This window comes from Microbacterium sp. (genome assembly GCF_031988965.1).
Taxonomy (GTDB): domain Bacteria; phylum Actinomycetota; class Actinomycetes; order Actinomycetales; family Microbacteriaceae; genus Microbacterium.
The window spans coordinates 86,618-110,293 of sequence record NZ_DALZXX010000002.1; the positions used below are offsets into that span (position 1 = coordinate 86,618).

Below are 23,676 nucleotides of genomic sequence, written 5' to 3' on the forward strand. Positions count from 1 at the left end.
CGCACCAACTGGCCCGGTTCATGGCATCATCCCCGTCTCCGCCTCATTTTTGCCGGTGCGCTCTCGCCCGATCCATAGCGATCGCTGGGATAATCCACATATGAGCGAGCAGCGCACCCGCCCCGTCGTCTACGCCGTCTGGCTGATCATCGCCAGCGTGCTCGGGTGGTTCGCCGCCTTCCAGCTGACGATCGACAAGTTCATCCAGCTCGAGAATCCCGACGCCGATCTGAGCTGCAATGTCAGCGTGATGATCCAGTGCGGAAAGAACCTCGGCTCCTGGCAGGGCGAGATCTTCGGGTTCCCCAACCCGCTGATCGGGCTCACGCTCTGGACGGCGCCGCTCGTCATCGGCGTCGCGATCCTGGCCGGTGCGCGATTCCCGCGCTGGTTCTGGGGTCTGTTCGGCGTCGGCGTCACGTTCGCCTTCGGCCTCGTGTGCTGGCTCATCTGGCAGAGCCTGTACGCCCCGAACCTCGGCGTGCTGTGCCCCTGGTGCATGCTCACGTGGGCGGTGACCATCCCGACCTTCTTCGCCACCCTGGTGCATCTCGCGCGGAACGGCACATTCTCACGCAACCCCAAGGCCATGGACGCGGGCGCGAAGCTGATGCCCTGGGTGCCGCTCGCGACGATCCTCGCCTATGCGCTCGTGATCCTGCTCGCGCAGCTGCGCGGGCTCGACCTGCTCGGCGAGGTCGTCGGCATGATCTTCTGATCGCATCGTCGATCGACGACGAAGCCCGCCCCACGAATCTGTGGGGCGGGCTTCGTCGTCTGCGCGGTGCGCGCGGCGTTCTTCAGGTCAGTCGAACCAGATCGCCAGTTCGCGCTCGGCCGACTCGACGCTGTCGGAGCCATGCACGAGGTTCTGCTGCACCTTGAGACCCCAGTCACGGCCGAAGTCGCCGCGGATCGTGCCGGGCGCGGCGGTGGTCGGATCGGTCGTACCGGCAAGCGAGCGGAAGCCTTCGATCACGCGGTTGCCCGCAAGACGGATCGCGACCGAGGGCCCGGAGAGCATGAACTCGAGGAGCGGCTCGTAGAAGGGCTTGCCCTCGTGCTCGGCGTAGTGGGCGGCGAGCAGGTCGCGGTCGGGCTCGACCAGGCGGATGTCGACGAGCGCATAGCCCTTCGACTCGATGCGCGCCAGGATCGCTCCGGTGAGGCCGCGGGCGACACCATCGGGCTTGACGAGGACGAGGGTTTCTTCAGTGGCCATGTCATTCACTCTCTGTCTGAGTCTCGGTGGCGGGCGCGGCGGGACGTCGTGCGTCCAATCGAGCCCCCATGATCGTCGCATACGCCCACATGCCGCCGAAAATCACGACGACCAGCAGGATCGCGGGAACGAGGATCGCGGAGAGGGCGATGATCACCTGGATCACCCACCCCGCAGTGATCGCCCAGGGCTTCGTGATCATGCCGGCGACCGCGATGCATGCGAGACCGACGATGCCACCGCCGACGATCCCCCACCACGGCGGGACTCCGGCAGGCAGCGCCTTCAGCCCGAAGACCGTCAGACCGGCGAGGAACACGACGATCGACTCGAAGCCGAGCACGATCGGGGCCAGTTTCTGAACCAGCGTGCGCGGAGGACGCGGCGGGCGAGGCGCCCGAGCGGGTGCGGATCCGTCGCTCACGCGCGCCACCCGGACTTCCAGTCCTCGTCTTCCGAGAGGGCGATCGCCTCACCGGCCAGCACGACCGAACCGGCGATCACGACCGCGCGACGGTCCGTCGAGGCCGCCCATTCGCGTGCCGCATCCGCGGCATCCGCGAGCGTGGGGTGCACGGTCGCACGGTGACCGGCTGCCTCGACGAGGTCGGCGATGGCATCCGCATCGCTCGCGCGATCCGAATCCGGCGCGGTCGCGAACACGTGCGCAGCAGCCGGAGCGAGCTTCGCGACGATGCCTGCGGCGTCCTTGTCGGCGAGGATGCCGAGCACGACCCCCCATTCGTCGAAGTCGAAGCTGTCGTCCATCGCCTGCGCGAGCGCCGCGGCACCGTGCGGATTGTGCGCGGCGTCGACGATCACCGTGGGTGAGATGCCGAGCAGTTGAAGTCGTCCCGGAGAGGTCGCGCCCTGCAGACCCTCGGAGATGATGTCGTCGGCGATCCGCTGCTCCGCCCCGCCGATGAGCGACTCGACGGCTGCGACAGCGAGGGCCGCGTTGTGCCCCTGATGTGCGCCGTACTGCGGCAGGTACTCCTCGAGGTACTCGCCCGCGAGTCCGCGAATGGAGATGAGCTGGCCACCCACCGCGAGCTTCTGATCGGTCAGACCGAACTCGTCGCCCTCGAAGGCGATCGTCGCGCTCTTCTCCGCGGCGACGCGGCGAAGCACCTCCGCCGCCTCGGCCGGCTGCTGCGCCGAGACGACGGCCGCACCCTGCTTGATGATCCCCGCCTTGACCGTCGCGATCTCGGTGATCGTGTTCCCCAGGCGGTCGGCGTGATCGATGTCGATGGGTGCGAAGACCGCGACATCGCCGTCAGCCGTGTTCGTCGAGTCCCACTCGCCCCCCATCCCGACCTCGAGCACGAGCACGTCGACGGGCGCGTCGGCCACCGCGACGAAGGCGAGCACCGTGAGCAGCTCGAAGAACGTGAGCGGCTCCTCTCCCGCGGCCTCGAGCTCGCCGTCGACGATCTCGACGAAGGGCTCGATCTCGTCCCAGGCGTCAGCGACCGCGGCGTCCTCGATCGGCTCACCGTCGATCATGATGCGCTCGGTGAAGCGCTCGAGGTGCGGGCTGGTGAAGAGCCCCGTGCGCAGTCCGTGAGCCCGGAGCAGGCTCTCGATCATGCGCGCCGTCGACGTCTTGCCGTTGGTACCGGTGATGTGCACCACGCGATAGGTGCGCTGCGGATCGTCGAGGAAGGCGAGGATGCGCGCGGTGCGCTCCTTGCGGGGCTGCACCCAGCGCTCGCCTGCGCGGCTCAGAAGGGTCTCGTAGACGGCATCCGCCCTGTCCCGTGCACTCATCAGGCCGCTCCCCCCTTCGTCGCTTCCCGCACCACAGCGGTGGCGTCGATCGTGACGATGACCGGTCCCTTCGCCGATCCGAGCGCGCGGGCGCCGGAGCGGAACACGCCGTCGCCCGGGCTCGCGACGTCGTCGACGACCGCGTCCAGTCCGTCCGTCGGCTGCGCGGCGAAGGCGATCGCCAGGGTCTCACGAGAGATGAGGTCCGCGTGGGCCGTCAGCGCCGCAGCGTCCTCCGGGGTCGCGTTGAGGGCCAGCACGATGCGATCGCTTACGTCGAGACCGGCGTTCTTGCGCGCCTCCTGCACGACTCGGATCGCGTCACGGGCGAGTCCTTCGGCCTCGAGTTCGGGCGTCGTCTGCGTGTCGAGCAGCACGAATCCGCCCGTCGGCACCAGGGCGAGCGCCTCGCCCTCCGGCCGCCCGGTCGTCTCGAACGCGAGCTCGTACTCGGCGGGCTCGAGCGCGATCCCGCCGGCGGTCACGACCCCGTCGGACTCCGACCAGTCGCCTGCCTTCGCGGCCTTGATCACCGTCTGCACGTTCTTGCCGAGGCGCGGACCTGCAGCGCGGGCGTTGACGCTCAGGCGGTGGCTGATGCCGTACTCCCCTGCCGTCGTCTCCGACTGCTGCACGAGCTCCACGGACTTGACGTTGAGCTCCTCGCGCAGGATGTCCTCGAACTGGCCGAGCGTCGCCGCCAGCGGCGACACGACCGTGAGACGCGCGAGCGGCAGACGCACGCGCAGCTTCTCCTTCTTGCGCAGGGCGTTGCCGACGCTCGACAGCTCGCGCACGGCATCCATCGCATCGCGGATCTCGTCCGCCGCGGGGAATGCCGAGGCATCCGGCCAGTCCTGCAGGTGCACGCTGCGTCCGCCCGTGAGCCCCTGCCACACGCGCTCGCTGATGAGCGGCACGAGCGGAGCCGCGACGCGGGTCGAGGTCTCGAGCACGGTGTAGAGCGTGTCGAACGCCTCGGTGCTGGACCCTTCCCAGAACCGGTCGCGCGAGCGGCGGATGTACCAGTTGGTGAGCACCTCGGCGAAGTCGCGCAGCCGCGCGGAGGCCGTGGTGGAGTCGAGCCCCTCGAGGTCGGCGCGCACCTCGCGCACGAGGTCGCCGAGGCGGGCCAGGATGTAGCGGTCGAGAACATCGGTGGAATCCGTGCTCCACTTCGCCTCGTATCCGCCGGGCTTCGCCGCGTTCGCATACGTCGCGAAGAAGTACCACGAGTTCCACAGCGGAAGCAGGAATTCGCGCACGCCCGAACGGATGCCCTCCTCGGTCACCGCGAGGTTGCCTCCGCGGAGCACGGAGCTCGACATGAGGAACCAGCGCATCGCGTCGGAACCGTCACGGTCGAGCACCTCGGAGACGTCCGGGTAGTTGCGCAGCGACTTCGACATCTTGTAGCCGTCGTTGCCGAGGACGATGCCGTGGCAGCTCACTCCGGTGAACGCCGGGCGGTCGAACAGCGCGGTCGACAGCACGTGCATGACGTAGAACCATCCGCGGGTCTGCCCGATGTACTCGACGATGAAGTCGGCGGGTGCATGCGTGTCGAACCACTCCTGGTTCTCGAACGGGTAGTGCACCTGCGCGTACGGCATCGACCCTGAGTCGAACCACACGTCGAAGACGTCCTCGATGCGGCGCATGGTGCTGTTGCCGGTCGGGTCGTCGGGGTTCGGACGCGTCAGGTCGTCGATGTACGGGCGGTGCAGGTCGATCTCGCCCTCGGGGTTGCGCGGCAGCGTGCCGAAGTCGCGCTCCAGCTCCTCGAGCGAACCGTACGCATCGACGCGCGGGTACTCGGGGTCGTCGCTCTTCCAGATCGGGATCGGCGAGCCCCAGTAGCGGTTGCGGCTGATCGACCAGTCGCGTGCGCCCTCGAGCCACTTGCCGAACTGGCCGTGCTTGACGTTCTCGGGCACCCAGGTGATCTGTTCGTTGTTCGCGAGCAGGTCGTCCTTGATGTCGGTGACGCGGATGAACCAGCTCGACACGGCCTTGTAGATCAGGGGGTTCCTGCACCGCCAGCAGTGCGGGTACGAGTGCACGTAGCTCTGCTCACGCAGCAGGCGGCCCTCGGTGCGCAGCAGGCGGATGAGAGGCGTGTTGGCGTCCATCCAGAGCTGGCCGGCGACGTCGGTGACGTTCGGGAGGAACTTTCCGCCGTCGTCGAGCGACAGGATCGTCGGGATGCCGGCGGCCCCTGCCACCCGCTGGTCGTCCTCACCGTAGGCCGGAGCCTGGTGGACGATGCCGGTGCCGTCGCTGACGGTGACGTAGTCGTCGACGAGGATGCGCCAGGCGTTCTCGGTGCCGTAGGTCTCGGTGTCGGCGTAGTAGTCGAAGAGCCGGTCATACGTGACGTCCTGCAGGTCGGCACCGCGCACCGTGGCGTCGACCGCGGCGAGCGCGTCATCGAGGCTTTCGTAGCCGAGGTCCTTGACGTAGCCGCCGAGCAGTTCGCGGGCGAGGAGGTAGCGGTGCGCGGACGCCTCGATCGCGGCATCCGTGGTTCCTGCCGCCGCGTGCACGTCGGCGGCTCCGTTCGGGCCTGCGGGAAGCACGACGTACTCGATGTCGGGTCCGACGGCGAGCGCGAGGTTGGTGGGCAGGGTCCAGGGCGTGGTCGTCCAGGCGAGCGCGCGCACAGCGGTGAGCCCGAGGGCTTCGGCCTTGGCACCGGTCAGCGGGAACGTGACGGTGACCGACGGATCCTGACGGTTCTGATAGACGTCGTCGTCCATGCGCAGCTCGTGCGCCGACAGCGGGGTCTCGTCACGCCAGCAGTAGGGCAGCACGCGGTAGCCCTCGTAGGCGAGACCCTTGTCGTAGAGGGTCTTGAACGCCCAGAGCACGCTCTCCATGTACCCCAGGTCGAGGGTCTTGTAGCCGCGCTCGAAGTCGACCCAGCGAGCCTGACGCGTGACGTAGTCCTGCCACTCGTGCGTGTACTTGAGAACCGAGTCCTTCGCCTTCGCGTTGAAGACGTCGATGCCCATGGACTCGATCTGGCTCTTCTCGGTGATGCCGAGCTGCTTCATCGCCTCAAGCTCGGCGGGCAGTCCGTGCGTGTCCCATCCGAACACCCGGTCGACCTTCTTGCCGATCATGGTCTGGAAGCGCGGGAAGACATCCTTCGCGTAACCGGTCAGCAGGTGTCCGTAGTGCGGCAGGCCGTTGGCGAACGGCGGGCCGTCGTAGAACACCCACTCGTCGTTGCCCTCCCGCTGCTCGATCGAGGCACGGAAGGTCTGGTCGGTCTCCCAGAAGTCGAGCACGTCGCGCTCGATCTCGGGGAACCGAGGGCTCGGGGCGACGGAGGCAGCCTGGTCGGCGGCGGGGCCGAAGGAGGAACGCGGATAGGTCATGTCGTCTCGCAGGAGTCGTGGCGGATGCTGCTGCGAGGACGATCCGTCCGGCTTGTCGTTCCGGGGACCGCGGTACCACCTCGCGTGCCGCGCCTCACGGCGGAGCCACTCTCACTGCGGCTGTGACGGGCCTGCCCCGCTCGGTTCTACTAAGTCCGCCCTTGCGGGGCCGACCGTTCTTCCGAGAGCTCCCCGGTGATATCGGATCACAGCTCGTAGGTCCATTGTACGCGTCAACCGGGACACCGCAGGCGGTTCGCCCGCGCCGCACCCTCACCCCACGAGGTAGTGCACGGCTGCGGCCGCCATCGCGACCTGATCGTGATCGACGCCCTCGACCTCGTGCATCTCCCACCGGAGAGCCACATCCTCGCGAGCCGACGCGCGCAGCGCCCGATCGAAGAACTCCCTGCCGCGTTCGAGACGTGTGTCCCCCTGTGCCCGGGCCTCGTCGTCCCGCCGCAGGTTCTTGGTCCCGACGTCATCTGTGCCGAGCAGGATGACCAGGTGCCGGCCGAAGGCCGCGGAGGCATCGAACCGAGGGGCGTCCCCGTCGAGACCGAAGGGGAACGGTGCCGACTCGTCCGGCATGGTGTACCACCCCGCGTTGGCGGCCACTGCGACATTCACGGGAGCGTGCGGCACGAACTCCACGTATCGATGCACGAACTGCGCGCCCGCAGAGTGCCCGAAGATCGAGAATCCTGCCTGCTCGCCACCGATCCTCGCGCGCACGCTCTCGAAGAGCGGCTCGATGTATCCGTACGCCCCGTCGAGCACGCGCGAGTCGTCGTCGTTGTCGCCATCGATGTCGGCGAGACCGCCGAGGTTGTACCCCTCGGCATCGGGAAAGTCGTCATCGCTGAACTGCGGCGCCACCACCACCACATCGCGGTCCCGCACGAGTTCGGTCCAGGTGTTCCGGTACTCGGCGGCATTGCGCTCGACTCCGTGCATCACGACGATGATCGTCGCCTCCTCGGTCGCACGGGCTCCCGTGACGTAATACACCGGGATCGACTCCCGCCCCTCGATACGGAGCTCGAACTTGCCGCTGCCGAGCAGACCGGAAGCCGGCGGCGACGGAGAACAGGCGGCGAGCGCGCCGGACAGCACGAGTGCCATGATGATCAGGATCCCCCACCGTCGGCGCATCAGAAGCGCAGCACCGCGCCATCCGCGCGCCAGGTCACGGCATCGCCGATGATGGCTTTCGCCGTAGCCAGCTCGGCGTCCGGCAGCGGGCGAGCGACGTAGTCGACGATCTTGTTGTCCGTCTCGATCACGCGGAGAGTGATCGAGCCGACCCCGCTCTGGTTCCAGCGCAGGCCGACGATCGCGCCGAGACCCGGTTTGCCGTAGCTCGCGAAGCGACCCGGAGCTCCGAACACGAAGTTGCCGATCCCATAGACGACCGGAACACCGCCGATCATCTCGACCGCCTGCAGGGTATGCGATCCACTGCCTATCACGGCGTCATAGCCGGCGTCGGCGAAGACCCCGGCCCAGTAGCGCTGCTGCGCGTTGACGTCTTCGTAGTTGTTCCCCCAGTGCACGAAGGCCACCACCTTGTCGGCGCCGTTGTCCCGCGCCGCGCGCAGCACCTGCTCGACGCGATCCAGACGGAGAGGAACCATCCCGGGCGTCGTCTCGGTGCTGCGATGGAGCGCGCCGAAGTCCTCGCCGAACGACACCACGGCCATATCGAGCTGCTCAGAACGCACGAGCAGCGGCATCGACGCCTCGGCTCTGGTCGCACCGGCTCCGAACGCGGCGAGTCCGCCCTCGCCCGCATGGCGGATCGTGTCGTCGAGTCCCGCTCCGCCTCGGTCCATCGCGTGGTTGTTGCCGAGGTTCAGGGCGTCCACGCCGATCTCGCGCAGAGCGGAGAGGTGGGCGGGATCGCTGGCGTAGGTGTACTTCGCGCCGGGGTTGGCCGGCGTCTGGATCGTCGTGAACGGAACCTCCGCGTTGACGATCGTGTAGTCGAAGTCGTCCAACAGCGGTGCGACCCCCGCCAGCAGCGGTGCCGCGCCGGATGCCGCGAGCTTCTCTTCGGAGCCGTCGCCGAACATCGTGTCCCCGGCGAACCCGAGATCGAGGACACCGTCGTCGAGCGCCGGCGCCTCAGCCGCGACCACCGGCGCGGGCTCCGGAGCGGCGAACGCCAGCTGGCTGCCGAGCAGCCCCGCGGAGCCGACCGCGAGCACGAGGCTCCCCCCGATCAGACGGCGGTCTCGCCGGAGATTGCGTCCTGCGCGGCGCCTTCGCGTCCTGCGAGAGGTCGTCATCATGCGCTCGCCGTCCATCTCTTGCTCCTCGTATTTCGGTTGCGCCAGAGGTGATCTCGATACTCCTCACCGGTGAGCGTCGTCGCCGTGCCGTCCTCCGCCATCACCCAGATGGTGTCGGCCAGCGAGAGCGCATCGGGGTCCTGCGTGACCATCAGCACGGTTCCTCGGTGACGCAGGATGGCTTCGCGGGCGAGAGACCGCGCCTCGGCGCCCATCCCGGCCAGCGGTTCGTCCAGCAGCAGGATGCGGGGCGTCCCCATCATGGCCCGGGCGAGCGCCACCAGCTGGCGATCGCCGGCGGGGAGATTCGCTCCGCCCTCCATGACCCAGCCCATGACCCCCTGGTCATCGTGGCGCCTGAGAGCGTCGTCGAGCCCGAGCGTCTTCACGATCCTCTGAACCTCACCGGGGGCGACCCTGCGGTCGGCATACCTCAGATTGTGAAGCACGGTCCCGCGCAGCAGAGGAAGATCCGGCCCCGCGACGCCCATCATCGATCCGATCGACGACGGTGCCGTGTCCGACAGCGGCTGTCCGTCGATCACGACGCCACCCGAGGTCGGCTCCACCATTCGGGTGAGCAGGTCGAGCACGGCCGACTTGCCTGCGCCGGACGGACCGGTGATCGCGATGAACTCCCCACGGTCGGCCACGGCGGCGAAGCCGACCAGTGCGCCGGGAACCGTGACGTCGACGAACTCGATGCGCCCGCCCCTGACCACCAGCGGCGGCTTCGACTCCTCCTCGATGCCACGGCTGGAGCTGGTCAGGAAGTCCACGACCTTCTGGCGTGAGATCAATCCCCGATGCCAGTAGTCGTGAGCGAGACCCAGTGTGCGCACGGGCCGTGCGAGATAGCGGGCGAGCAGGACTCCGACCACGACGACGCCCACGGTCGTCGCCCCGCGCTGCACCTGAATGACACCGACGGCGAGGACGGCCACCACGCTCACCAACGACGTGGCAGCGGATATGCCCCGCAGGCTGCCTCGCAGTCCGGCGACCCGGGAGAGGGAGACCGTGAGCGCGTCGTTCTGGCGAGACAGTCGACGGAACTCGCCGCGCACACGCCCTGACACCTGACTGACGCGGATGGCATTGATCTGCTCGTCGACCGTGCTCATGAGCGACGATCTGCGCCGCCGCATCGATCGAGTCGCATCGCGCATCGACCGTCCGAGGCTGAGCGAGAGAGCCGCACCCGACGCGAGCACGCTGACGACCGCGAGCGCGAGCCACAGGTCCAGTACGACGAGCACACCGAGTGCAGCGATGAGCACGATGGCGGCCGAGAGCCCCTCGAGGAGCCCGCGGCTCAACCACATGCGCAGCATCGACAGATCTCCGGTGAGACGCAGCAGGAGTCCCCCGCGAGCTCGATGCCGCAGATGCTCGGGGCGCATGCGCTGGAGGTGCGCGTACATCTCCATACGCAGCCTCCGCACGACGTCGTAACCCGCACGTTCCGCCCAGGTGAACTCCCAGGACCGAGCCAGGCCCAACAGGACGGCGGCCCCGGCGAGCGCCGCGCAGAACCAGAGCGACTGCTGATACGTCGCCTCGGCGGCATCGCCGACACCCGAGGGAACGAGCTGATCGATCACGAGCCGGGTCAGCAGGATGAAGTCGACCAGCAGAGCAGCCTGCAGGAAGCCCAGCAGACCGACCACGAGGAAGTCTCGGCGGCGCAGTCGGAACAGGTGGCGGAGACGGCGCGGGGCCGATCCACCCGCGGCATCCATCTCATCGATGTCATCGATCTCCATCGTCATGAGAGCACCATCGACGATGCGCGAACATGTTCGATCAGTTCGCGCGAATCGACGAACCCGCCCCGACGACCTCCCAGTTCGGCGACCTGGGCGCTCCGCGTCAACTCCGACACGTTCGCAAGACCGTCGAGGTCGATCGGCCATGCGGGCTGCGGCAGCGGCATCGGCGGGCTCATCAGGGCGGGATCGATGCCCAGCACCGGTGCGACGAGATCGGGATTCTCGAGCTCCGGAATCCCCCAGATCGGGAGGCCGAGTTCCTCCGCGGCCTCCTGCATGGCGAGCGGCGATTTCGTCAGGGTGCCCGACAGCGCCACGACGTCGAAGCCGTGATCCGTCAGCGATCGAAGACCCTGCGCCGCCCCCATCGCGTCGGATGCCGCCAGCACGACGCCGTCGATGAGTTCGTGCACGACCGCCGATTCCAGCAGGCTCTTGTTGTCGCGTTGGAAGACCCCATCGGCGATCTCGACGAAGTTCACCCGACTTCCGCCCAGGGAGAGGTTCGCCACCAGCTGCGTCATCACCTCTTCGAGCACGGACGTGGGCTGTCGGAAGGATGACGCGAGTCCTGCGTCCGTGAAGTCGAGCATCATGTGCGCTCCGGCGTCGAGCATGACCCAGTAGTCGTTGCCCGATCCGGTGCCCGTCACCTTCGTGACCCCCGGTCGCATCCCGACCTTCGACAGCCCGTGCGCCATGTAGTGGATCGTCGTCGTCTTGCCCGCATTCATCGAGGTGCCCAGCACGCCGATCGTGCGTGGCCTCTCGTCGGGTGGCGTCAACGTCGGCAATCGGAAGTCGGCGACGTTGAGCGGTCGACCTGCCTCATCGCCGATGAGTCCGATCGGCACGATGTCGGTGGCGGCCCGCACCGATCTGCTCCGAGAAATCACCGCTGACGCGATACCGCCGCTCGCGACGAGGTTGACCGGCCCCAGGTGCCTGGGCACGTAGGACTCGAACTGATCCGTCGCGTAGCGGTCCGCGTAGGCGACGATGATCAGATCGCCGACGTGCAGAAGGCTGCGACGACCGTGCGGCTGCTCGACGTGGCGATGGTGGCCGAGCCTCTCGATGCGGGCGACGACCACATCGCCCGAACGCGGACGGATCGCACCCCCGACGAGCGTCCGCATCGACTCGAGCGGAACGCGTCGAGTCGCGAACGACTGCTTCGCGGTGATGCGCATCTCGTGCGGCAGAATCCGCACCCAGGTCTCGCGCCTCATGGTCTCCCCTTCAGAATTTCGAGGAGATGGGCCGTTCGCCACCGGGCACGATCGACGCACCCGTCCTGCTGTCGTGTCGAGTCATCTCCGTACCCACAGGCGATACTCACGAACGACGTCGAGGTGACATGCCCCAGCCGTCACTTCCCCAAATCCCCAGATTGGTCAGCAACGTTACTCCCCGCTCGGGCCCCCGATCCGACGAAAGCGCTGAAACCGGAGCGCGCATTCCGGCATTCCGTTCCTGCGCCCGGAAAACGGTAGCCTCCGAGCATGGCCCGCACCACGCAATCCCCCGCCGCGCCCCGCGTCTCCCCTCCCGATCTGCCACCGCGACTGGACCCGGTCTCACCCGCCCGCGGGGCGGATCTGCTCGCCGCGCGACTCGACCTCACGGGCACGGTCGACCTCGCCTACGCCTCGCTCGAGCAGTGCACGATCTCCGCAGACGCAGAGTCCGTCGACCTCCAGGGCGCGACGATCATCGATGCCGAGATCGTCGGAGCGCGCATCGCATCGCTGCGCCTTCGGGATGCGAGCATCCGCCGCCTGCGGGTCGTCGGAGGGCGCATCGGCACGCTGGACCTCAGCGGCGCACGCATCGACGAGCTCGAGATCGACGACGTGCGCATCGACTACCTGAACCTGGGCGGCGCGCGCGGTGTCGACCTCGACATCTCGAACTGCGGCATCCGCACACTCGACATGCCACAGGCCGAACTCACGCGCGTGCGCTTCTCCGAGAGCGTCTCGGACGAGGTGGATCCCCGAGGACTGCGCGCCAAGGACGTCGATCTCCGTGGCCTCGACGCGAGATCGTTCCTCGACGCCAACAGCCTGCGCGGCACGACCCTCAGCAGCTTCCAGGTGCAGCAGCTCGCCCCGCTCTTCGCGGCAGGCCTCGGCATCCAGGTCAGGGACTGACGGGACGGTTCGCCTCCAGCAGCTCCCGAGTGAACGGATGCTGCGGGGCCGCGAACACGTCCGTGACCGCCCCCTGCTCGACGATCACACCGTCCTGCATCACGAGAACCTCGTCTGCGATCGCACCCACCACATCGAGATCGTGCGACACGAACACCATCGTGAGGTGTCGCTCGCGTTGCAGTCGAAGCAGCAGCTGCAGCACGCGTTCGCGCACCGAGGGGTCCAGCGCCGAGACGGGCTCGTCGAGCACCAGGACCTCGGGCTCGGCCGCCAGAGCTCGTGCGATCGCCGCACGCTGACGCTGCCCGCCCGAGAGCGCGAGAGGCCGTCGGGCTGCCAGCGCCGGGTCGAGGTCGACCTCGGCGAGGAGTTCCGCGACCCGCGCGGCTCGCCGGTCGCGGGGAACGCCCCCTGCGGCGAGCGCCTCTCGCAGCGATCGTCCGATCGTCCACCTCGGGTCGAACGCGCCGAGGGGATTCTGGTGCACGAGCTGCACCCGGTGCCCTCCGATCCAGCGCAGGTCACCCGCGTCCGGCGGTTCGACTCCGACGATCATCCGAGCGACAGTGGTCTTGCCGGATCCCGACTCCCCCACGATGCCGAGCGTGCGCCCCCGCGGGAGGGCGAATGACGCGTCCTGCACGGCCACGAGATCACCGAATCGCTTGGTCACCCCCGTTGCGACGAGCACAGGTTCGGCGGATTCCTCGGCTCCCTCGCGCGGCTCGTGCATGGTCGCGGCGATCAGCTGACGGGTGTAGACGTGCGCCGGCGCTTCGAGCACCTCGGCGACAGAGCCGGACTCGATCACCGCACCGTGGCGCATCACGAGCACGCGATCGGCGATTCGGCGCACGGCGGCGAAATCGTGGCTGATGAAGACGACCGCGGTCCCCGCATCCGCGATGTCTCGCAGAAGGGTCAGGATGCGCGCCTGCACGGTCGCGTCGAGCGCCGTGGTCGGCTCGTCCGCGACGAGGACGGCCGGATCGGCGGCGATGGCCGAGGCGATCAGCGCCCGCTGCCGGAGCCCGCCGGAGAGCTGATGCGGGTACTGCCGCGCTCTGCGCTCCGGGTCGGGCATCCAGACACGACGGAGAAGACCCTGCACGCGCGCACGCACAACCCCTCTACCCGATGCGAGTCCGTGGATCCGCAGCGGCTCGGCGATCTCCGATCCCACCCGCTGCAGGGGATCGAGAGAGACGAGAGCGTCCTGCGACACCAGTGCGATGCCGGTGCCCCGCACCGAACGCCACCGCCGCTCACCGAATCCTGCGACGTCCGTTCCGTCGACGATCAAGCGGTCGAACCGCACCCGTGCCGTCTCGGGGGTCAGGCCCAGCAGCGCCCGCGCGGTGAGCGATTTCCCCGCCCCGGACTCGCCGACGATCGCGACGCACTCGCCAGGCGACACCGTCATCGAGACTCCGTCGACGACGCGGGCTCCCCCGAAGTCGATTCGCAGACCACTCAGCTCCAGCGCCGCGCTCATGACCGCCGCCCCTCTGCCCTGGCTCGCAGGATACGTCCGACGATCGTGGCGGATACCACTGTGAGGGTGATCGCCACCCCGGGGAACACGGCGATCCACCAGGCCTGACCGAGCACGTTCCGCCCGCCCGAGAGCATCAGCCCCCACTCGGGAGTCGGCTCCGACGGGCCGAGCCCGAGGAAGCTGAGGCCGGCGGCGGCGAGGATGCTCGATCCGATCCCGATCGTCGCGATCACGCTCAGAGAGCCGACCACCCCGGGCACCACGTGCCGGACGAATGCCTGTGCCGGACGGACTCCGAGGATGTGCGCGGCTTCGACGTGCTCGGCGCGACGCAGCGTGCGCGTCTGCACCCTCGCGAGACGGATGTAGACGGGCACCGCCGCGAGAGTCACGGCGATCGCGATGTTCACCGGGCCCGGCCCGAGAACCGCCACCACGACGAGCGCTACGCCAGACCCGCCAGCGCGCCGACGACGAGCCCGGCGACGAGCGCGACCCCCGTGGCCAGCAGACCGATGCCGATCGAGCGTCCCGCCCCGTGGACCACCCGTGAGTACACGTCGCGACCACTCTGATCGGTGCCGAACAGGTGATCGGCGCTCGGCGGCAGCAGCGCTGCCCGCACATCGGTCTGGAGGGGGTCATGCGTGGCCAGCAGGCCGGGAAAGACGGCGGCGACAGCAAGCACCATCAGCACGGCGGCCGCACACCAGAGCAGCACGACCTGAGCGCGCCTCATCGGACGCCCTCGCCGTCGCGTCGCAGACGAGGATCGATGATCGGGTGCAGCAGCTCGACGACGAGGTTGACGATGACGAACACGATCGCGCTGAGCAGGATGATGCCCGTGATCACGGGCAGGTCGCGATTGGTGATGGCGGCGAGCGTGACACGGCCGAGGCCGGCCCGCGCGAAGACCGTCTCGACGAGCACCGCTCCCCCGAGCACCGATCCGGTGAGGTAGGCGGCGAGTGTGATCGCGTTCGCTCCGCCGTGCCTCAGGCCGTGTCGGAGTGTGAACCACGACGGACCCGCTCCGCGCGCACGTACGGTCTCGGCGAACGGCATCCGCTCGGCCTGCACGAGTCCGTCGCGCAGCACCTGGCTGAGGAGCGCCGCGACGGGCAGGGCGAGAGTGATCGCCGGAAGGACGATCGTCGCGGGGTTGCGGGCCCCGGAGACGGGGAACCACCCGAGTCCGAAGGCGAAGACGCTGAGCAGGATCAGCCCGATCCAGAACACCGGAGACGACAGGATGACGAGTTCGACGCCCGCAGCGACCGCACGCCCGGCCTGACCGCGGACGAGCAGCGCGACGGCCAAGGCCAGCAGCACGGCGACCACGAGGGCGAGGGCGGAGAGCTGCAGCGTCGAACCGAGTTGACGGCCGATGACCTCGGTCACCGGCATCCGCAGCTGGTAGGACTCGCCCAGGTCCCCGCGAGCGAGCTGCCCGATGAAGGAGATGTACTGTTCGAGCGGCGGGCGATCGAGCCCCAGCTCGGCGCGGATGCCGTCCTTGACGGCCTCTGAGACCTGAGCCTGGGGGCCGAGCATCACCGATACCGGATCGCCGGGTATCACGCGGAACGCGAGGAACACCAGCGTCGCCGCTCCCCACAGCACGACCACGACGGACGCCACGAGACCGGCGATGCGGAGGAGCGCTGCCTTCACGGTTCTCGCCCTCTCGAAGACTCCTGGGCGCCCCTCGGCTCGCGGCGCTCGCTCAGGAACGATATCGCGCAGAGCCGAAGGGCGCTCGACGGCGCAGGCGTCAGCCGACGCTCACGTCGTAGAACAACGGGCGCCCGTACAGGTCGTAGTCGAGACCGCTGACACGCTCACCCACCGCGGTGATGGCCGACGGGCTGTACAGCGGCACGATGGCCGTGTACTGGGCGTTCCACTCCTGGAGCTGCGTGTAGATCTCATCGCGCTGGGCCTGGTCGCTCGACGCGACGGCCTGATCGAGCAGCGAGTCGATCTCGGGGTCCGTGACCTGCGAGGCGTTCTGGAATCCGTCGGTGTGCAGGTGCGCGCGCAGGAAGTCGGGGTCGACGCCCGAGAAGCCCCAGTCCGTGAGGTCGAAGGTCTTCGGACCGTACTGCTCGTTGTAGGCTCCGGGCTCGAGCACCTCGCGGACGACCTCGAAGCCGATTCCCTTCAGGTCCGACTGGATGGCGTTCGCGAGAGCCGCCTTGTCGTCGGGAACCGGCGTCCAGGCGATCCAACGCGCGGAGAGGCGCTGCCCGTCCTTCATGCGGATGCCGTCGCTGTCGCGCTCCGTCCAGCCCGCCTCGTCGAGCAGTGCGCTCGCCGCGTCCTGATCGAAGGCCCACGTGCCCTCGAGCGACGCGTCGTATCCGGGAGTGGTCGAGCCGAGCACGCTCCACGCACGGGGGAACTGGTCGAAGAAGATCTCCTCGACCGCCGCATCGATGTCGATCCCGCGTGCGAACGCCTGACGCACCTTCTCGTCGGCGAAGACGCCGTACTTCTCGTTGAGGTACAGCGAGTACGGCAGCCCCGGGTACTCGATCGAGTCGACCGTGATGCCGTCGCCGAGGCCGCCTGCGAGGTTCGGCGGGATGTTGCTCGCGAGATCCGCCTCACCGCTCTGCACGACGCCGGTGCGCACGGAGGCCTCCGGCTGGATCTCGACGCGCAGCGTCTCGACCTTCGGCGCGTCCTCGCCGTGCGGGCCCCAGGCGTAGTCGTCGTTGCGGGTGTAGACGAGCTCCTGATCGGGCGTGTACTCGGTCAGCTCGTACGGACCCGTGCCGACCGTGACGCCGGGGCCCCCGGCCTTCAGCTGGTCGGCGGACTCGGCGAGGACCGCCGGTGAGTAGAAGCCGAGCTGCGGTGTGCTGGCTGCCTGCAGGAACGGCGCGTAGGGCTGCGTGAAGCTCACCTTCACGGTGTGCTCATCGACGACCTCGGTGCCCTCGTAGAAGTCAGCGCCGAGCATCGCCGCGGCCTGGGCCGACTCGGTCTCGGGGTCCACGATGCGGTCGAAGTTGGCCTTGACCGCCTCGGCATCGAAGGGCTCGCCGTCGGTGAACGTGACGTCGTCACGGAGCTCGAAGGTGTACTCGGTGCTGTCGGGCGACACGGTCCACTTCTTCGCGAGCCAGGGGGTGAACGACCCGTCGTCCTCCTGGAACACCAGCGAGTCCAGCACGGCGCGCTGCACCATGCCCGAGACGTCGAGTTGGCTCACCTGCGGATCCATGTGACCGGCCGAGAGGTTCGCGCCCTCGATCGACCAGACCAGCTCGCCGCCGTCGGAATCGGATGCGGGGGCCGCGCAGGAGCTGAGCAGAAGTGCGCTCACGATGGCGGTGGCGCCGAGCGGGATCGCGCGGCGCAGGAAGGAGTGGGGCATGCTGTTCCTCGGGAGGGAATGCGGGAGATGACGCGGATGCATCGGTTCTTGGACTCGATCCAATTCTAGATCCTCCGCGCCGAGACGGGCTCGCCGCGACCTTCGCCGCTTCATCGGCTGCTCCTATAATTCGAGGACACCGGAGGAGGAGGTAGCAGTGTCGACCGAGGATCTTTCTGACACGATCGCCGCGCTGAACGCGAAGATCGACGCCCAGATCGCGCATGCACAGGAGTTGGCAGCAGAGTCAGCGAAGCTCGAGGATGAGGCCGCTCAGACCACCGCGACGGTCTCGTCTGCGGACGGTCGGGTCACGGTCACCGCACGCCCGACCGGCGGGATCGAATCGGTGCAGCTGACCTCGATCAGCACCTCGACGGACGCCGCAGCGCTCGGCGGGCTGATCACCGCGACGATCGCGAAGGCGCAGCGCGCGGCCGCAGAGCAGGTGCTGGACTCGATGAGCCGGACGCTCGGGGAGACCTCACCGCTCGTCGCAGCGGTCCGCGTCGATGTCGACGCAGCCTTCCCTCCCGTCGACGGCGGCACGATCGAGTACCGGTGATGGGAATCATCGAGGTCAACCCCGCCCAGGTCGCGAAGGCCGCGAAGGAGATCAGCGCCGCGTCGCTGGCCATCGACACGGCACTCGACGAGCTGACGACGCACGCGGGGATCCTCCGCGGATCATGGTCGGGCGAGGCGCAGATGGCATTCGACGCCGCACAGAGCCGGTTCGACGGGCTGATGCGCGAGCGCACCGCACTCGTCGTGGCGATCTCGGACGTGCTCGGCGAGCTCGCCACCCAGTACTCCGACGCGGACCTGGCCGGCCAGCGCGTCCTCGGCGGCAGCTGACGCCACCTCACACGACAGACACTCGGGGGGAACAGATCATAATGACCGCAGCCAACCAGCAGATCATCATCGATGAGGACGAACTCCGCGCCCACGTGAAGTCACTGACGTCGGCCGCCGAACTCCTCGGCGCCGCCGCGAAGACCGCGGCGGGAGGTGTGGGACAGTCAGCTTTCGGCGCGATGTGCGGCCCCCTCCTCGGCCCTGCCATCGACGCCCTCGCGGACGCGTCCGAATCCACGCTCACGGCGGCGACCGCGCTCGCTGACGCCACAGGCACCGGACTCCGGGACATCGTCGACGCGTTCGGCACCATCGAGGACGGCGCCGTCGCCTCCTTCCGCACCGTCGAGGGAGAACTGTGAGCGCGATCGCCGGCATCAGCAGCCAGGTGCGCTCCGGATCCTGGGCCGCCGGCGCCCCAGGGCCCAGCGCCTCACAGGCCGACTGCGCGAGCATCCCCGGTTTCGCCGGCATGCTGATGCAGTACATCGCTCCGCTTCGTGAGTGGTTCGACGATCTGCTCGGAGATCCGGGAACCGTGGGCGGATTCGCCTCGCGGTGGGAGGATGCGGAGAGGTCTCTCCTTCGGGTCGTCGAGACGCTGCGAGATGCGGAGCCGAGACTGGCGGACATGGACGGGCGGACCGTCCGTGCGCTGCGCGCCCGCTACGACGATCTGCTGTCCGTCGCCGAGGATGCCGCCCAGTGGACCGGCGCCACCGCGAGTGCGGTGCGTCTGGTCAGCCAGATCATCGAGTCCACACGGGTCCTGATCTGCGACTTCCTCGGCAGCCTCAGCCGCTTCGCCGACGACCTCTTCAGCTTCAGCCTCAACCCGTTGAAGAAGATCGATGACATCAAGCGCTTCGCGTCGTCGGCGGCCGACTTCATCACCTCCGCGGGAGCCCTGGTCAAGAGCCTCACCGGCGCCGTGGTCTCGCTCGCGCAGCTGCTGTACAAGCTCGTGCCGCTCATCGGAGATGCGCTGGCGAAGCTCCGCGACCTCCTCGTCGACATGCTGCCCCTGGTCGGATCACTCACGGGAGGACCCCTCGGGCTCGTTTTCGGCAACGTCCTGCACGACTTCCTGACCGATGACGCACAGGTCACCGAGATCGACCCCGCCACGCTGACGGACGAGCAGCTCGAGGCATGGAAGGACGCGCACGGGGTCACCTCTCTCGACTCGCTCTCGGATCTCGTCTCCGTCAACGGCACGACCGACTCGATGGGTGGAGAGAGCTCCACCGCGATCGACATCAAGCAGGTCGTCGCGCCTGACGGCTCGACTCACTGGGTCGTGTCGCTGCCCTCCACACAGGCCTGGGAGTTCGGCGGCCCCGCCGGCGCCATGAACGACCGCGACAACAACCTCGCTCTGATGCTCGACAACCCGCTCTTCCGCACGCAATACGAGCGAGCCGTGCTGGATGCGATGCAACAGGCGGGCATTCCGGCGGGCTCCGACGTCGTGCTGACGGGGTTCAGCCAGGGCGGCATCATGGCGGCGAACCTCGCTGCGGACTCGTCGTTCCCGTACAACCCCATCGGCGTCGTGACGAACGGGTCGCCCGTCGACAACTTCACCGTGCCTCCGAACGTCCCGGTCTATGCCTTCCAGCACGCGACCGACGTCGTGCCGATGCTCGACGGGAGCACGATCGGGGTCCCCGGACTGCCAGGGCAGTCTCCGATCGACATCCCGAACACCCCCGTGACGGTGCTGCCCCCGAACATCCACCAGATCACGCTTCCGGACCCTGAGGGGGCGCACGGGTTCGACGCCCACGACAACAGCCTGTACGCGGATTCCGTCGGCACTTGGGAGAACGGTTATCACGCAGCCAACGACGGCACCGACCCGTGGGACCTCGCCGGTCTCGGCGGTACCGTCGTCGATCATCAGATCTATCAGGGAGTGGAGCGCTGACATGGGCACGACGAAAGGCGAGCGTCGACTCGCGCGCGCGATCTCGATCCTCGCGCTGGGAGGCGCGATGGTCGCGGTGACCGGGTGCGGCCCTCTCCTGAAGGAGACCTCCGACGGGGACTTCGCCGAGACGATACCGGCGGCTCTGGCAGCATCCGATATCGGGATCACTCACTCGTATGCCGAGAAGACGATCTCCGGGTTCACCTTCTATCTCAGCGTGGGAGTCGATCTCGACCACGACGAGGCCTCGGCCGACGATCTCGCCGGAATCCTCCGGATCATTCTCGAGAACAACGACCTGCCCAGTGACAAGATCGACCTCGGCGTCAACGGAAGTGATGAAGAATCCATCGACCTCGAGGCGCTCGTGCAGAGCATCTCGCCCGAACTCGAGTTCTCGTCGAGCAGCTACGGAGACATTCAGGTCACGAACGACCAGGCCATCGCGATCGTCGAGGCCGTCTGGGGCGAGTGAGAGGAGCGCCGCCGCCCGAGGCGATTAGACTGTGGGACACAACCCACACTCAGGCACGCTCACACAGTGCCGCATACATCGCTCGAGGAGACCTCCATGTCTGTGATTCCCGACAAGCCCGTACTCGAAGGCCTCGAAGCGAAGTGGGGTGAGTCGTGGTCCGAGCAGGGTACGTACCTGTTCGACCGACTCCGCGCCGCGCAGTCCGGCCGTGAGGGCGTCTACTCGATCGACACTCCCCCGCCCACGGCATCCGGCAGCCTGCACATCGGTCACGTGTTCTCGTATACGCACACTGACGTCAAGGCGCGGTTCGAGCGCATGCGCGGCAAGAACGTCTTCTACCCGATGGGCTGGGACGACAACGGCCTGCCCACCGAGCGCCGCGTGCAGAACTACTACGGCGTGCGCTGCGATCCGACGCTGCCCTACCAGGCCGACTTCACCCCGCCTTTCGAGGGCGGCGACAACAAGTCCAGTCGCGCCGCCGACCAGGTGCCGATCAGCCGTCGCAACTTCATCGAGCTGTGCGAGCGTCTGACCATCGAGGACGAGAAGCAGTTCGAAGCCCTCTTCCGCCAGCTCGGCCTCTCGGTCGACTGGACGCAGACGTACCGCACGATCTCCGACGACACGATCCGTCAGAGCCAGCTCGCTTTCCTGCGCAACCTTGAGCGCGGCGAGGCCTACCAGTCGCTCGCCCCGACCCTGTGGGACATCGACTTCCGCTCGGCCATCGCGCAGGCTGAGCTCGAGGACCGTGACCAGCAGGCCGCCTATCACACGATCGATTTCCCCTTCGCCGACGGCTCCGGCTCGATCACGATCGAGACGACCCGCCCCGAGCTGCTGCCCGCGTGCATCGCGATCGTGACGCACCCCGAGGGGCCGCACAAGCACCTCATCGGCACGAAGGTGCGCACGCCGTTCTTCGGCGCCGAGATCGAGATCCACGGACACCACCTCGCCCAGCCCGACAAGGGCACCGGCGCGGCCATGGTCTGCACCTTCGGCGACGTGACCGACATCATCTGGTGGCGCGAGCTGCGCACGACGACCGGCGCCGACCTGCCGAACATGACCACGATCGGCCTCGACGGGCGCTTCCTGCCCACCGCACCGTCGATCGTCGCGAACGCCGAGGCCGTCGACTGGTACGCGTCCGAGCTCGCCGGCAAGACCGTGTTCTCGGCCCGCAAGGCGATCGTCGAGAAGCTGCAGGAGACCGGCGACATGACCGCGGTCGGCAAGCCGTTCAACCACGCGGTGAAGTTCTTCGAGAAGGGCGACCGCCCTCTCGAGATCGTGTCGACGCGCCAGTGGTACATCCGCAACGGCGCCCGCGACGCGAAGCTCCGCGACGAGCTGCTCGCCCACGGCACCGAGCTGGCCTGGCACCCGGAGTTCATGCGTGTGCGGTACGAGAACTGGGTCGGCGGCCTCACCGGCGACTGGCTGGTGTCGCGTCAGCGCTTCTTCGGCGTGCCGATCCCCCTCTGGTACGGACTCGACGAGAACGGCGAGCGCGACTACGACCGCGTGCTCGCTCCGGACCACGCGTCGCTGCCGATCGACCCCACGACCGACGTGCCCGCCGGTTACACCGAGGACCAGCGAGGAGCAGCAGGCGGCTTCGAGGCCGAGGCCGACATCCTCGACACCTGGGCCACGTCGTCCCTGACCCCTCAGCTCGCCGGCGGCTGGCAGCGCGACGAGGAGCTCTGGCAGCTCACCGCCCCGTTCGACCTGCGCCCGCAGGGTCAGGACATCATCCGCACCTGGCTCTTCTCGACCATGCTGCGCTCGACGCTCGAGGACGGCCGCTCGCCGTGGCGCAACGCCGCGATCTCCGGCTTCATCGTCGACCCCGACCGCAAGAAGATGTCGAAGTCGAAGGGCAACGTCGTGACCCCGGCGGACATCCTCGACACCCATGGATCGGATGCGGTGCGCTACTGGGCCGCCTCCAGCCGACTCGGCATGGACGCCGCCTTCGATCCGCAGAACCCGACGCAGGTGAAGATCGGCCGCCGCCTCGCGATCAAGGTGCTCAACGCCGCGAAGTTCGTGCTGTCGTTCCCGGTCCCCGAGGGCGCCCAGGTCACGCACGCGCTCGATGCATCGATGCTGACGGCTCTCGACGCCGTGATCGTCGAGGCGACGAAGGCCTTCGAGAACTACGACCAGGCGAAGGCGCTCGAGGTCACCGAGGCGTTCTTCTGGACGTTCTGCGACGACTACCTCGAGCTGGTGAAGGAGCGCGCGTACAACCAGAACGACACCGGCCAGGCATCCGCGGCACTCGCCCTGCGTCTGGCTCTGTCGACGCTGCTGCGTCTGCTCGCCCCGATCATCTCGTTCGCGACCGAAGAGGTGTGGTCGTGGTTCGAAGAGGGCTCCGTGCACACGGCCGCCTGGCCTCAGCCCCTGGGCATCGAGGGCGACACCGCTGTGCTGTCGGCAGCGAGTGAGGCTCTGATCGGCATCCGCCGCGCCAAGACCGAGGCGAAGGCGTCTCAGAAGACGCCGGTCTCGCGCGCGGCCATCGCAGCGCCGGCCGCCAAGCTCGAGTCGCTGCGGGCGGCGGCAGACGATCTCCGCGCCGTGGGTCGGATCGCCGAGCTCGAGTTCACCGAAGCCGAGGCGTTCGCGGTCACCGCGATCGAGCTCGCGCCGGTCGAGGGCGCCTGATGCAGCTGGGCACGCGGTGGGCCACCGGGTCCGAGCCGCCGGCATCCGTACCTGCAGCTCTGCGACCGGCGATCGCGGAGGTCGAGTCTCGAGAGCTCACCGGCCACTGGACGCTCACCTGGCTCGAGGGCCGCGCGATCGCCGAACTCGACGCCGGCTGGGAGGTCATCCAGACCCCGACCGGTGACGTGATCGCCCGCCCCTTCCAGGACTGATCGACCCGCTCC

Annotated in this window: 22 protein-coding genes; 9 read left to right on the forward strand and 13 right to left on the reverse strand. The window is 68.2% G+C overall.

The window, feature by feature from the left end; all coding sequences use genetic code 11:
- Positions 1 to 100: 100 nt before the first annotated feature.
- Positions 101 to 718 carry a vitamin K epoxide reductase family protein gene (locus RTM68_RS02060; RefSeq protein WP_312167826.1) on the forward strand — a complete coding sequence of 206 codons (618 nt, stop codon included), beginning with the start codon at positions 101 to 103 and terminating at the stop codon, positions 716 to 718.
- Between the two features lie 87 nt (positions 719 to 805).
- Here RTM68_RS02060 and ndk read toward each other — a convergent pair whose 3' ends face one another.
- The 8 genes from ndk to RTM68_RS02100 form a co-directional block, all read right to left on the reverse strand.
- Entirely contained in the window at positions 806 to 1,222 is a 417-nt protein-coding gene (gene ndk, locus RTM68_RS02065) for a nucleoside-diphosphate kinase (RefSeq protein WP_194763357.1), read from the reverse strand.
- A gap of 1 nt (position 1,223) precedes the next feature.
- Positions 1,224 to 1,565: a DUF4233 domain-containing protein gene (locus RTM68_RS02070; RefSeq protein WP_312167829.1), complete on the reverse strand. Its 342-nt coding sequence runs from the start codon at positions 1,563 to 1,565 to the stop codon at positions 1,224 to 1,226.
- A gap of 77 nt (positions 1,566 to 1,642) precedes the next feature.
- A complete protein-coding gene (locus RTM68_RS02075) occupies positions 1,643 to 2,995 on the reverse strand; it encodes a folylpolyglutamate synthase/dihydrofolate synthase family protein (protein WP_312167830.1) in 1,353 nt (450 codons plus the stop codon).
- Positions 2,995 to 6,378 (reverse strand): isoleucine--tRNA ligase, encoded by a 3,384-nt coding sequence (ileS, locus tag RTM68_RS02080; protein ID WP_312167831.1) that lies wholly within the window; start codon positions 6,376 to 6,378, stop codon positions 2,995 to 2,997. Before ileS ends, RTM68_RS02075 begins: the two co-directional genes overlap by 1 nt.
- Positions 6,379 to 6,651: 273 nt before the next feature.
- Positions 6,652 to 7,503, reverse strand: coding sequence for a hypothetical protein (locus tag RTM68_RS02085; RefSeq protein WP_312167833.1), 852 nt, complete (start codon positions 7,501 to 7,503; stop codon positions 6,652 to 6,654).
- A gap of 29 nt (positions 7,504 to 7,532) precedes the next feature.
- Positions 7,533 to 8,687: a CapA family protein gene (locus tag RTM68_RS02090; protein ID WP_312167834.1), complete on the reverse strand. Its 1,155-nt coding sequence runs from the start codon at positions 8,685 to 8,687 to the stop codon at positions 7,533 to 7,535.
- A complete protein-coding gene (locus RTM68_RS02095; protein ID WP_312167835.1) occupies positions 8,669 to 10,444 on the reverse strand; it encodes an ABC transporter ATP-binding protein in 1,776 nt (591 codons plus the stop codon). The genes RTM68_RS02090 and RTM68_RS02095 overlap by 19 nt, the downstream gene beginning before the upstream one ends.
- Positions 10,441 to 11,676 (reverse strand): DUF1611 domain-containing protein, encoded by a 1,236-nt coding sequence (locus tag RTM68_RS02100; RefSeq protein ID WP_312167836.1) that lies wholly within the window; start codon positions 11,674 to 11,676, stop codon positions 10,441 to 10,443. The genes RTM68_RS02095 and RTM68_RS02100 overlap by 4 nt, the downstream gene beginning before the upstream one ends.
- A 273-nt stretch (positions 11,677 to 11,949) precedes the next feature.
- On the opposite strand from RTM68_RS02100, the gene RTM68_RS02105 reads away from it, so the two are divergent.
- On the forward strand, positions 11,950 to 12,600 hold the full coding sequence (locus RTM68_RS02105) for a pentapeptide repeat-containing protein (RefSeq protein WP_312167838.1): 651 nt from the start codon (positions 11,950 to 11,952) through the stop codon (positions 12,598 to 12,600).
- Here the strand turns inward: RTM68_RS02105 and RTM68_RS02110 are convergent.
- From RTM68_RS02110 to RTM68_RS02130, 5 genes are all read right to left on the reverse strand, one after another.
- Positions 12,590 to 14,098: an ABC transporter ATP-binding protein gene (locus RTM68_RS02110; RefSeq protein ID WP_312167840.1), complete on the reverse strand. Its 1,509-nt coding sequence runs from the start codon at positions 14,096 to 14,098 to the stop codon at positions 12,590 to 12,592. The two genes, RTM68_RS02105 and RTM68_RS02110, sit on opposite strands and share 11 nt — an antisense overlap.
- Positions 14,095 to 14,511: an ABC transporter permease subunit gene (locus tag RTM68_RS02115; protein WP_312167841.1), complete on the reverse strand. Its 417-nt coding sequence runs from the start codon at positions 14,509 to 14,511 to the stop codon at positions 14,095 to 14,097. Before RTM68_RS02115 ends, RTM68_RS02110 begins: the two co-directional genes overlap by 4 nt.
- A gap of 35 nt (positions 14,512 to 14,546) precedes the next feature.
- Positions 14,547 to 14,840 (reverse strand): hypothetical protein, encoded by a 294-nt coding sequence (locus tag RTM68_RS02120; RefSeq protein WP_312167842.1) that lies wholly within the window; start codon positions 14,838 to 14,840, stop codon positions 14,547 to 14,549.
- Positions 14,837 to 15,778, reverse strand: a complete 942-nt coding sequence (locus RTM68_RS02125) for an ABC transporter permease (protein WP_312167844.1) — start codon at positions 15,776 to 15,778, stop codon at positions 14,837 to 14,839. The genes RTM68_RS02120 and RTM68_RS02125 overlap by 4 nt, the downstream gene beginning before the upstream one ends.
- Before the next feature lie 100 nt (positions 15,779 to 15,878).
- Complete coding sequence (locus tag RTM68_RS02130; RefSeq protein ID WP_312167845.1) at positions 15,879 to 17,489, reverse strand: ABC transporter substrate-binding protein; 1,611 nt, start codon at positions 17,487 to 17,489, stop codon at positions 15,879 to 15,881.
- Between the two features lie 157 nt (positions 17,490 to 17,646).
- Here RTM68_RS02130 and RTM68_RS02135 point away from each other — a divergent pair, with 157 nt between their 5' ends.
- The 7 genes from RTM68_RS02135 (at position 17,647) to RTM68_RS02165 (ending at position 23,664) form a co-directional block, all read left to right on the forward strand.
- Complete coding sequence (locus tag RTM68_RS02135) at positions 17,647 to 18,054, forward strand: YbaB/EbfC family nucleoid-associated protein (protein WP_312167846.1); 408 nt, start codon at positions 17,647 to 17,649, stop codon at positions 18,052 to 18,054.
- A complete protein-coding gene (locus RTM68_RS02140; RefSeq protein ID WP_312167847.1) occupies positions 18,054 to 18,347 on the forward strand; it encodes a WXG100 family type VII secretion target in 294 nt (97 codons plus the stop codon). The genes RTM68_RS02135 and RTM68_RS02140 overlap by 1 nt, the downstream gene beginning before the upstream one ends.
- A gap of 41 nt (positions 18,348 to 18,388) precedes the next feature.
- Positions 18,389 to 18,712 (forward strand): hypothetical protein, encoded by a 324-nt coding sequence (locus RTM68_RS02145; RefSeq protein ID WP_312167849.1) that lies wholly within the window; start codon positions 18,389 to 18,391, stop codon positions 18,710 to 18,712.
- Positions 18,709 to 20,280, forward strand: a complete 1,572-nt coding sequence (locus RTM68_RS02150; protein ID WP_312167851.1) for a hypothetical protein — start codon at positions 18,709 to 18,711, stop codon at positions 20,278 to 20,280. The genes RTM68_RS02145 and RTM68_RS02150 overlap by 4 nt, the downstream gene beginning before the upstream one ends.
- Position 20,281: 1 nt before the next feature.
- Positions 20,282 to 20,758 (forward strand): hypothetical protein, encoded by a 477-nt coding sequence (locus tag RTM68_RS02155; protein ID WP_312167853.1) that lies wholly within the window; start codon positions 20,282 to 20,284, stop codon positions 20,756 to 20,758.
- A gap of 96 nt (positions 20,759 to 20,854) precedes the next feature.
- Entirely contained in the window at positions 20,855 to 23,449 is a 2,595-nt protein-coding gene (gene valS, locus RTM68_RS02160) for a valine--tRNA ligase (protein ID WP_312167854.1), read from the forward strand.
- Positions 23,449 to 23,664 (forward strand): hypothetical protein, encoded by a 216-nt coding sequence (locus tag RTM68_RS02165; RefSeq protein WP_312167856.1) that lies wholly within the window; start codon positions 23,449 to 23,451, stop codon positions 23,662 to 23,664. The genes valS and RTM68_RS02165 overlap by 1 nt, the downstream gene beginning before the upstream one ends.
- Positions 23,665 to 23,676: the final 12 nt, after the last annotated feature.

What these genes read in the sequence shown, in the direction of transcription:
- RTM68_RS02060 (WP_312167826.1), top strand. Translation starts at nt 101, where the DNA reads ATGAGCGAGCAGCGCACCCGCCCCGTCGTCTACGCCGTCTGGCTGATC.
- ndk (WP_194763357.1), bottom strand. Translation starts at nt 1,222, where the DNA reads ATGGCCACTGAAGAAACCCTCGTCCTCGTCAAGCCCGATGGTGTCGCC.
- RTM68_RS02075 (WP_312167830.1), bottom strand. Translation starts at nt 2,995, where the DNA reads ATGAGTGCACGGGACAGGGCGGATGCCGTCTACGAGACCCTTCTGAGC.
- ileS (WP_312167831.1), bottom strand. Translation starts at nt 6,378, where the DNA reads ATGACCTATCCGCGTTCCTCCTTCGGCCCCGCCGCCGACCAGGCTGCC.
- RTM68_RS02085 (WP_312167833.1), bottom strand. Translation starts at nt 7,503, where the DNA reads ATGGCACTCGTGCTGTCCGGCGCGCTCGCCGCCTGTTCTCCGTCGCCG.
- RTM68_RS02090 (WP_312167834.1), bottom strand. Translation starts at nt 8,687, where the DNA reads ATGGACGGCGAGCGCATGATGACGACCTCTCGCAGGACGCGAAGGCGC.
- RTM68_RS02095 (WP_312167835.1), bottom strand. Translation starts at nt 10,444, where the DNA reads ATGACGATGGAGATCGATGACATCGATGAGATGGATGCCGCGGGTGGA.
- RTM68_RS02100 (WP_312167836.1), bottom strand. Translation starts at nt 11,676, where the DNA reads ATGAGGCGCGAGACCTGGGTGCGGATTCTGCCGCACGAGATGCGCATC.
- RTM68_RS02105 (WP_312167838.1), top strand. Translation starts at nt 11,950, where the DNA reads ATGGCCCGCACCACGCAATCCCCCGCCGCGCCCCGCGTCTCCCCTCCC.
- RTM68_RS02110 (WP_312167840.1), bottom strand. Translation starts at nt 14,098, where the DNA reads ATGAGCGCGGCGCTGGAGCTGAGTGGTCTGCGAATCGACTTCGGGGGA.
- RTM68_RS02120 (WP_312167842.1), bottom strand. Translation starts at nt 14,840, where the DNA reads ATGAGGCGCGCTCAGGTCGTGCTGCTCTGGTGTGCGGCCGCCGTGCTG.
- RTM68_RS02130 (WP_312167845.1), bottom strand. Translation starts at nt 17,489, where the DNA reads ATGCCCCACTCCTTCCTGCGCCGCGCGATCCCGCTCGGCGCCACCGCC.
- RTM68_RS02140 (WP_312167847.1), top strand. Translation starts at nt 18,054, where the DNA reads ATGGGAATCATCGAGGTCAACCCCGCCCAGGTCGCGAAGGCCGCGAAG.
- RTM68_RS02145 (WP_312167849.1), top strand. Translation starts at nt 18,389, where the DNA reads ATGACCGCAGCCAACCAGCAGATCATCATCGATGAGGACGAACTCCGC.
- RTM68_RS02155 (WP_312167853.1), top strand. Translation starts at nt 20,282, where the DNA reads ATGGGCACGACGAAAGGCGAGCGTCGACTCGCGCGCGCGATCTCGATC.
- valS (WP_312167854.1), top strand. Translation starts at nt 20,855, where the DNA reads ATGTCTGTGATTCCCGACAAGCCCGTACTCGAAGGCCTCGAAGCGAAG.
- RTM68_RS02165 (WP_312167856.1), top strand. Translation starts at nt 23,449, where the DNA reads ATGCAGCTGGGCACGCGGTGGGCCACCGGGTCCGAGCCGCCGGCATCC.